Source organism: Bradyrhizobium sp. (genome assembly GCF_028868675.1).
GTDB lineage: Bacteria > Pseudomonadota > Alphaproteobacteria > Rhizobiales > Xanthobacteraceae > Bradyrhizobium.
Map to the genome: position 1 here is coordinate 1 of NZ_JAGWUA010000205.1, position 8,484 is coordinate 8,484.

Sequence of the window (8,484 nt, forward strand, 5' to 3'; positions counted from 1 at the left end):
GCGCGCAGATCGGGTCGATCTCGGAGACCATGACGCGGCAGCCGGCCTGGCGCAGCGAGGCGGCGCTGCCTTTGCCGACGTCGCCAAAACCCGCGACCATCGCCACCTTGCCCGACAGCATCACGTCGGTGCCGCGGCGGATGCCGTCGACCAGCGATTCACGGCAGCCATAGAGGTTGTCGAATTTCGACTTGGTGACGCTGTCGTTGACGTTGATGGCGGGAAACAGGAGCGTGCCCTTGTTGGCCATCTCGTACAGACGATGCACGCCGGTGGTGGTCTCTTCCGAGACGCCCTTGATGTTCCTGGCGATCTCGCCGAACCAGCCCTTCGGCTTTTCCTTCAAGAGGCGCTTGATCAGCGCGTAGAAGATATCCTCTTCCTCGGAGCCCGGCTTGTCGAGGAAAGCGGTGTCGCCCTTCTCGGCGCGCACGCCGGCATGCACCAGCATGGTAGCGTCGCCGCCGTCGTCGAGGATCATGTTCGGCGTGCCGCCGCCATGCCAGTCGAACAGCTTTGCGGTGTAGTCCCAATATTCGGTCAGCGTCTCGCCCTTCACGGCGAAGACGGGAATGCCGGCGGCTGCGATGGCGGCGGCGGCGTGGTCCTGGGTCGAATAGATGTTGCAGGAGACCCAGCGGATGTCGGCGCCCAGCGCCGCCAGCGTCTCGATCAAGACAGCCGTCTGGATCGTCATGTGCAGCGAGCCGGCGATGCGCGCGCCCTTCAGCGGCTGCTTCGGACCGTACTCCTCGCGGGTGGCCATCAGGCCGGGCATCTCGGTCTCGGCCAGCGAGATTTCCTTGCGGCCGAAATCGGCGAGCGCGATGTCCTTGACGATGTAATCGGTGAAGCCGGGTTTCTTGGCTGCGGCGGTCATGAGCGGTTCCTGTTGCTAGAATCGTCATTCCGGGGCGCGCGTCGGCGCGAACCCGGAATCCAGAACTTCGAGATTCCGGGTCTGCGCCTTGCGGCGCATCGCGGAATGACGCGTGTGGTTAAACGGCGCGCTTGAACGCTTCCGCGAGGTCGGTCTTCTCCCAGGAGAACCCGCCTTCGTTGTCCGGCGTGCGGCCGAAATGGCCGTAAGCGGAGGTGCGGGCATAGATCGGCCGGTTGAGGTCGAGATGGCTGCGAATGCCGCGCGGCCTCAGATCCATGACCTCGGCGGCGGCCCTCTCCAGCTTGTCCTCCGGCACCTTTCCGGTGCCATGGGTGTCGATGTAGATCGACAGCGGCCGCGCCACGCCGATGGCGTAGGCGAGCTGCAGCGTGCAACGGTCGGCAAGACCCGCGGCGACGATGTTCTTGGCGAGATAGCGCGCGGCATAGGCCGCGGAGCGGTCGACCTTGGTCGGGTCCTTGCCCGAGAAGGCGCCGCCGCCATGCGGGGCCGCGCCGCCATAGGTGTCGACGATGATCTTGCGGCCGGTCAGGCCGGTGTCGCCGTCGGGACCGCCGATGAAGAATTTTCCGGTCGGGTTGATGTGCCAGATCGTCTTCGGCGTGATCCACTCTTTCGGCAGCGCCGCGCGCACATAGGGCTCGACGACTTCGCGGACCTGGTTCGACGACATGTCCTCGACCAGATGCTGGTGCGAGACCACGATCTCGCGCACGGCGACCGGCTTGCCGTTCTCGTACTGCACGGTGACCTGGCTCTTGGAGTCCGGGCCCAGCACCTTCTCGCGGCCGGAGTGGCGGGCTTCGGCGATCAGCCGCAGGATCTTGTGGGCGTAGAAGATCGGCGCCGGCATCAGATCGGGCGTCTCGTTGCAGGCGTAGCCGAACATGATGCCCTGGTCGCCCGCGCCCTCTTCCTTGTTGGTGCCGGGCTGCATGGCGTCGACACCCTGGGCGATGTCGGCCGACTGCGGATGCAGCAGGATCTCGATGTCGCAGGTCTTCCAGTGGAAGCCGGCCTGCTCGTAGCCGATGTCCTTGATCGCACCGCGCACCACGCTTTCGATCTGCTCGTTGGTGACCGACTTCGGACCGCGGGTTTCGCCCGCGATCACCACCTTGTTGGTGGTGGCGAGCGTCTCGCAGGCGGCGCGGATCGCCCAGGGATCGATGCCGGCCTTCGGCCCCTCGCGGTAGAACAGATCGACGATCTCATCGGAGATCCGGTCGCAGACCTTGTCCGGATGGCCCTCGGACACGGACTCGCTGGTGAACAGATAGGACGCGCGCATCAAGTTAACCCCTTGTTCCGCCGCTACCGACGGTCGTTTGCGATGTTTAGCCTTGTTGGATTGTCAATCGCGCCGGCGCGAGATGACGTAGGATTCGTCGTAAAACCAGAGCCCGTTGTACTTGCGAAGAACGTCCCTGGCGGCATCCAGAGTGCGGCCGTTTTGAGTCATTTCCGTCAATCGGTCGTCCTCAATCTGTGCGACATACACCGCCGCATTCCAGGCTGCAAAGGCCGTCGAGGTTCCGATGGTCCCGGTCACCTCGTTGGGCAGCGCTTCCATATCATACCGGAAGATCGAGCGGTTATCCGCGTAGGCGTTAAAGTTAAGGTCGCGCCCCGCCGATCCGAGCTCGTATTTCACCGCGCGCAATAGCTCATGACGGCTCACCGAGAAAGGATTTTCTCCGGGCCAGACGGCCTGGATGAGCTCCATGCCCGGATCCTGGCCATGGGAGTGGATTCCGATCAGCCGGCCTCCGGGCCGCAGCGCCCGCGCCAGGGGCGCGATGATGCGTTTTGCGCGGAAATTGACCGAGGACTTGGCCCGGTAGGGCTGGGAGGCAATGACCAAGTCGAAATTGGCCTCGGTCTGGCCCGGCCGGGGAATGGTCGAATCGAGCAGAAACCGGTGGTCCTCGCGGTAGAGCACCAGCACTACCGGCCGCTCATAGAGCGGCATTCCGGTCCGGGGGCTGACCGCGGCCCGCCAGTTCTGCTCCAGGAAGGGCTTCAGGTCCGCGATCTGGGTCTCGAACTCGCCGGCGGAAGCGCCTCGCAGCGGCACTTCGTGCCACACCGTTGCGGCCGCCGCCGCGGGCGCGGCCGGGGTCAGCCAGGGCGCTTCCGCATAGTACATGTTGGTGAAAACGAACACCGAGGCCGGGTGCTCGAACAGCCGGTCCGGCACCTTCTCCAGCGTCAGCCGGACGTCCTCCAGGCTCAGCTCCTTGCCGGCGACGTAGAACGGCATGTGCGGAAAGCGCTGGTGCATCGAGCGCAGCACCCGCGCCAGCACCGTGCCGTCGCCGACGCCGGCGTCGAACACGCGCAGCGCCGGTGGCCGTGGATGGAGGCTGGACAATTCCAGCGCCACGCGGTCGGCGACCACGCGCTTCTCGCCGCAGGTGTGGACGAACAGCAGGTACTTTTGCCGGTTCTCGAAGAAGCGGAAATTGCCGCGCGGATCGCGCTTCTCGGGCGGCACCTGCAGCCCGCGCGGCGGCGGCAGCCCGCCGGAGGCCGCCATATAGGCCTGGATGCGCTCCAGCGTGTCGATGGTGATGCGCTTGCCCTCGCGCAAGCGGTGCACGAGCTTGCCGTCGTTCACCGCCCGCCGCCCGAAGGTCGACTCCGCCATATTCGCCTTGCGGCAGAATTCGGTGATCTGGCTGAGGATTTCGTCGTTTTTCATGGTGGGACGGAATGGGCAGCGGGGTTCGGGGCGGCCCGTCCTAGCATTGTCTGCCCAACGGGGGAATGGACGAGAGGATCGCCCCGCTTGTGTCCCCACACGATCGAACTGATGGGCCTCGACTCTGCAGCGCACCGCCAAGGAAGCGCTGCGCTGCGTCCGGGGCACGAGACTATTCGTATATCGTCAACCGCAAATCAGGCCCGTGCACGAAGCCGCTCTTGAACCACCGCCCCCGGCCCGGCAACAAACGCACAACCATTCTCCCGGGAATTCCTCAATGCGCCGTCTGCTCGCCGCACTCTCCCTCCTTGCCGCCCTGCTCTCGTCCACCGCCTCGCTCGCGCAGTCGCGCTCGCAACTCGGGCCGCTCTGCACCACCGACACCACGCCGGCCGACCAGCAGATCGACGCCTGCAACAAGATCATCGCGCTGAAGGTATTTTCGGGCGCGCAGCTCGCCACCGTCTATTTCTGGCGCGCGGTCGGCTGGAACAAGAAGGGGGACTACGCCAAAGTCATCGCCGACACCACCGAGGCGATCCGGCTGAAGCCGGACCAGGCCGTCTACAACCTGCGCGGCTCGGCCTATTTCGACAAGGGCGACAACGACATCGCAATCGCCGACTTCGACGACGCGCTGAAGCTCGGTCCGCCGAACGGGATCATCTTCCACAACCGCGGCAACGCCTACCAGAGCAAGAAGGACTACGCGAAGGCGATCGCCGATTTCGACGCCGCCATCAGGGCCGATCCGAGGTCGGTGTTTTCCTATCAGAATCGCGGAGCCTGCAAGGAGGCGCTCGGCGACCTCGACGGCGCGCTCGCCGACATCAACCAGGCGATCCGGCTCGACCCCACCCTGTCGCAGCCGCTGGTCCATCGTACGACCATCTGGCGCGCCAAGGGCGACCTCGATCGCGCGATCGCGGACGGCAGCGAGGCGGTGCGGCTTGCCAGGGACAAGCCGCCGGTCAACATCATGACGCCGCCCAACAGCGTGCTGATCTCGGCCTATACCTTCCGTGGGCTCGCCTACGAGGCCAAGGGCGACTACGCGCACGCCAGGGAAGACTTCAAGAGCGCGCTGCAGGTCACCGCGTCCGATGCCGGCAGCAAGTCGAACCAGGCCACCGCGAAGGTGCGGCTGTCGCTGCTATCGGATGCGCCGGCGCCGCGCGACCCGCCGCCCGCGACGCCGCAACAACAGACGGCCGCGACGCCATCCTCACCGTCAGTTCCCGCGCCTGCGCCCTCACCCGCCGCCACCGGCCGCGGCACGCGCATGGCGCTGATCATCGGCAACGGCGCCTATGCCCATGTCAAGGCGCTACCCAATCCACCCAACGACGCGCGCGCGGTCGCAAGAAGCCTGCGCGAGATCGGCTTCACGGTGTCCGAAGGTGTCGATCTCGACCGCGCGGCGATGCAGAAGATGACGCGCGACTTTTTGCGCGCAGCGGCGCGCGCCCAGGTCGCGGTGGTCTACTACGCCGGCCACGGCGTGCAGATCGACGGCCGCAACTATCTGATCCCGGTCGACGTCGAGCTGAAGGCGGGCGCCGACGTCACGGCATCGATGATCGACATGGACACCATCATGGCCGGCCTCGACGACCAGGTCCGCACCAACATCCTGATCTTCGACGCCTGTCGCAACAATCCGATGGCGCCGCAGACGGCGGCGGGCGGCGCCGGTCGCGGCATCGAGGGTGCCTCCGGCCTGGCGCCGCCGACGAGCCTCGGCAGCGGCGCGACGCTGGGCGCCGGCACGTTGATCGCGTTCGCCACCGCGCCAGGCCAGGTCGCGCTCGACGGCGAAGGCGCCAACAGCCCGTTCTCGGCGGCGCTGTCGCGCCACATCGGCACGCCCGGGCTGGAAGTACAGCAGATGCTGACGCGGGTGCGCGCCGAGGTGGTGTCGACCACGCACAACAAGCAGGTGCCGTGGTCGAACTCCTCACTGCTCGGCGAGGTCTATCTGGCGGAGAAGTGAGAGGGGCTTTGCGGACCGTTATCCCGGAGCGCGCAACCGTCCAATGTCATTGATGATGACGGGGTATGAGGCTATTTCCCCCACACTTCCTTGGCGATCTCGACCGCGAGGCTGAGCTTGGCCCATTGCTCCTCCTCGGAGAGGATGTTGCCTTCCTCGGTCGAGGCGAAGCCGCATTGCGGCGAGAGGGCGAGCTGCTCGAGCGGCGCGAACTTGGCGGCCTCTTCCAGGCGGCGCTTGATGTCGTCCCTGGTCTCGAGCTCGCCGAACTTCGAGGTGATCAGGCCGACCACCACGACCTTGTCGCCCTTGGGCAGGAAGCGCAGCGGCTCGAAGCCGCCGGCGCGGTCGGAGTCGTACTCCAGGAAGTAGCCGTCATAGTTGGTGCCGGCGAGCATGGTCTCGGCGACCGGCTCGTAGCCACCCGACGAGATCCAGGTCGAGCGGAAATTGCCGCGGCAGACATGGGTGGTGATCGCCATGTCGGCGGGCTTCTCCGCGATCGCGTAGTTGATGATGCGGGCGTAGATCTCCTGCAGGCCATCCGGATTGTCGCCGCGCTCGCGCGCCTTCTTCAGCTCGTCCTGCGAGCAGAGATAGGCCCACACGGTGTCGTCGAACTGCAGGTAGCGGCAGCCCGCGTCATAGAACGCCTTCACCGCCTTGCGGTAGGTCTTGCCGAGGTCCTCGTAGAAAGCGTCGAGATCGGGGTAGACGTCCCTGGAGATCGCCTTGCGGCCGCCGCGAAAGTGCAGCACGGCCGGCGACGGGATCGTCATCTTGGCGGTGACGTGGGCCTGGTCGGTGTATTTCTTCAGGAACCTGAAGTGGTCCAGCATCGGGTGGTTGTCGGGGAAGTCGAGCTTGCCGATCACGCGCACCGCGTCATGCCGGGTCTGCACGCCCGCGAACTGGATGCCGGTGTCGGGATGGAACAGCTCGCAGCCGGTCAGCCTGGCGAGGAAATCGAAATGCCACCAGGAGCGGCGGAATTCGCCGTCGGTCGCCAGCTTGAGGCCGATAGAGGCCTGCTTGTGCACGACCTTCTCGATTTCCATGTCCTCGATCTTGCGCAGCTCGTCGGCCGCGATCTCGCCCTTCTCGAGCCTGGCGCGCGCCTCCTTGATCTTCGGCGGACGCAAGAGACTGCCGACCTCGTCGGCGCGGAAGGGGGGTCTTGTTCGCTGCATGGTCTCACTCCCGAAGTTCTAATGGCCGGCCGCCCCTGCCACGCCGAGGTGGCGCTCCAGCACCGACGGGTCGGCCTTCAGCGCGGCGCTCGGGGCATCGTGGACGATCGTGCCGCGTTCCAATATCACAACGCGATCGGCCAGCCCCAGAATCTTTTGCGCATTCTGCTCGACGATGATCGAGCAGATGCCGCCCGCGCGGGTGATGGTGCCGATCGCCCTCAAGAGCTCCTCGACGATGATGGGGGCGAGGCCCTCGGTCGGCTCGTCCAGAAGCAGGACCTTCGGGTTGAGCGTCAGCGCGCGGCCGATTGCCAGCATCTGCTGCTCGCCGCCGGAGAGCTGGTTGCCGAAATTCCTGCGGCGCTCCTCCAGCCGCGGGAACATCTCGTAGACCTTCTCGACCGTCCACGGACCGGGCTGGGCGACCGCGGTCATGTTCTCTTCGACGGTCAGCGAGCGAAATATATTGCGCTCCTGCGGCACCCAGCCGATGCCGGCCCGCGCCCGCTGGTCGGCCCGCAAGCTCGTGACGTCGGCGCCACCGAGCGCGATGGTGCCCGAGAAACGGCGGGTGACGCCGACGATCGAGTTGATCAGCGTGGTCTTGCCGGTGCCGTTGCGCCCCAGCAGCGCCAGCACCTGCCCTTTTGCGAGCCGCAGGCTCATGTTGGGCAGCACTACCGCCTCGCCATAACCGGCGCGCAAGGACTCGATCGCAAGCAGATCGGGAGCCCCGGAATCAGACATGGGCTTCCTCGCCGAGATAGACGGCCTTCACCTGCGGATCGCGCGCGACCTGGTCGGGCGGTCCCTCGGTGAGGAGTCCGCCGGAGACCAGCACCGAGATGCGGTCGGCAAAGGAGAACACGAGATCCATGTCGTGCTCGATCAGAAGTACCGTGACGTCGCGCGGCAGGCCGGCGACGACCGCCAGAATGTCGTGCCGCTCGCTCTCGGGCACGCCTGCCGCCGGCTCATCCAGGAGCAGCACGCGCGGCCTGGCCGCGATCGCCACCGCGATCTCGAGCAGGCGCTGCTTGCCGTAGGGCAGCATCGAGGTCGGCTCGTTCATGACGTCGAGCAGATGGAAACGCTCGAGCAGGCCCGCGATCTCGCCGTTGACGTCGTTGCGCGTACCCATCCGCCGCCACCAGTCGCCGCCATGGCCGAGTCGCTCGGAGACCGCGAGACCGATCGTTTCGAGCGGCGTCAGGTCGGGATAGAGCTGGTTGATCTGGAACGTGCGCGACAGGCCGCGCTGCACGCGGCTGTGGACCGGCAGGTCGGTGATGTCCTGGCCTTCGAGCAGGATGCGCCCGGAATTCGGCTTGAGCACGCCGGTGAGCTGATTGATCACGGTGGTCTTGCCGGCGCCGTTCGGGCCGATCAGGGCGTGGCGGGCGCCCTGCTCGACCTTGAGCGACAGCTCGCGCGTCACGCGCAGGCCGCCGAACTGCTTTTCGAGGTTCCTGGTTTCGAGCGCGATCGTCATGCCTCGCTCTCCGGGACGGTGACGGCCGCGTTGCGTCCGCCGGTCTGCCGCAGGATCAGGTTCGGCACGAACAGCACCCAGCGATGCAGGCGCTCGCGGCCGACCAGCACGATCACGACCAGCACGAGGCCGATCCAGAACTGCCAGTATTGCGGGGTGATGCTGGAGAACAGTTCCTGCAGCATCCGGAACACC

Annotated in this window: 7 protein-coding genes and 1 pseudogene; 1 reads left to right on the forward strand and 7 read right to left on the reverse strand. The window is 66.2% G+C overall.

What is annotated here, in order from left to right; translation table 11 throughout:
- The 3 genes from KGM94_RS20980 to KGM94_RS20990 form a co-directional block, all read right to left on the reverse strand.
- Positions 1–880 (reverse strand): adenosylhomocysteinase (locus KGM94_RS20980; RefSeq protein ID WP_300263692.1); only part of this gene is annotated, 880 nt, incomplete at its 3' end.
- Between the two features lie 118 nt (positions 881–998).
- The gene (metK, locus tag KGM94_RS20985) at positions 999–2,195 is read right to left on the reverse strand and encodes a methionine adenosyltransferase (RefSeq protein ID WP_300263694.1); all 1,197 of its coding nucleotides are present in this window, start codon (positions 2,193–2,195) and stop codon (positions 999–1,001) included.
- A 63-nt stretch (positions 2,196–2,258) separates the two neighbouring features.
- Positions 2,259–3,608 carry a hypothetical protein gene (locus KGM94_RS20990; RefSeq protein WP_300263704.1) on the reverse strand — a complete coding sequence of 450 codons (1,350 nt, stop codon included), beginning with the start codon at positions 3,606–3,608 and terminating at the stop codon, positions 2,259–2,261.
- A 280-nt stretch (positions 3,609–3,888) separates the two neighbouring features.
- Here KGM94_RS20990 and KGM94_RS20995 point away from each other — a divergent pair, with 280 nt between their 5' ends.
- Positions 3,889–5,604: a caspase family protein gene (locus KGM94_RS20995; RefSeq protein ID WP_300263696.1), complete on the forward strand. Its 1,716-nt coding sequence runs from the start codon at positions 3,889–3,891 to the stop codon at positions 5,602–5,604.
- A 71-nt stretch (positions 5,605–5,675) separates the two neighbouring features.
- Here the strand turns inward: KGM94_RS20995 and KGM94_RS21000 are convergent, their stop codons facing one another.
- The 4 genes and pseudogenes from KGM94_RS21000 to KGM94_RS21015 all read right to left on the reverse strand — a co-directional run.
- The gene (locus tag KGM94_RS21000) at positions 5,676–6,794 is read right to left on the reverse strand and encodes a cobalamin-independent methionine synthase II family protein (protein WP_300263698.1); all 1,119 of its coding nucleotides are present in this window, start codon (positions 6,792–6,794) and stop codon (positions 5,676–5,678) included.
- A gap of 18 nt (positions 6,795–6,812) precedes the next feature.
- The gene (locus KGM94_RS21005) at positions 6,813–7,544 is read right to left on the reverse strand and encodes an ABC transporter ATP-binding protein (protein WP_300263700.1); all 732 of its coding nucleotides are present in this window, start codon (positions 7,542–7,544) and stop codon (positions 6,813–6,815) included.
- On the reverse strand, positions 7,537–8,289 hold the full coding sequence (locus KGM94_RS21010) for an ABC transporter ATP-binding protein (protein ID WP_300263702.1): 753 nt from the start codon (positions 8,287–8,289) through the stop codon (positions 7,537–7,539). Before KGM94_RS21010 ends, KGM94_RS21005 begins: the two co-directional genes overlap by 8 nt.
- A pseudogene (locus KGM94_RS21015) lies at positions 8,286–8,484 on the reverse strand (branched-chain amino acid ABC transporter permease); the annotation flags it as partial. The gene KGM94_RS21010 and the pseudogene KGM94_RS21015, both read right to left, overlap by 4 nt.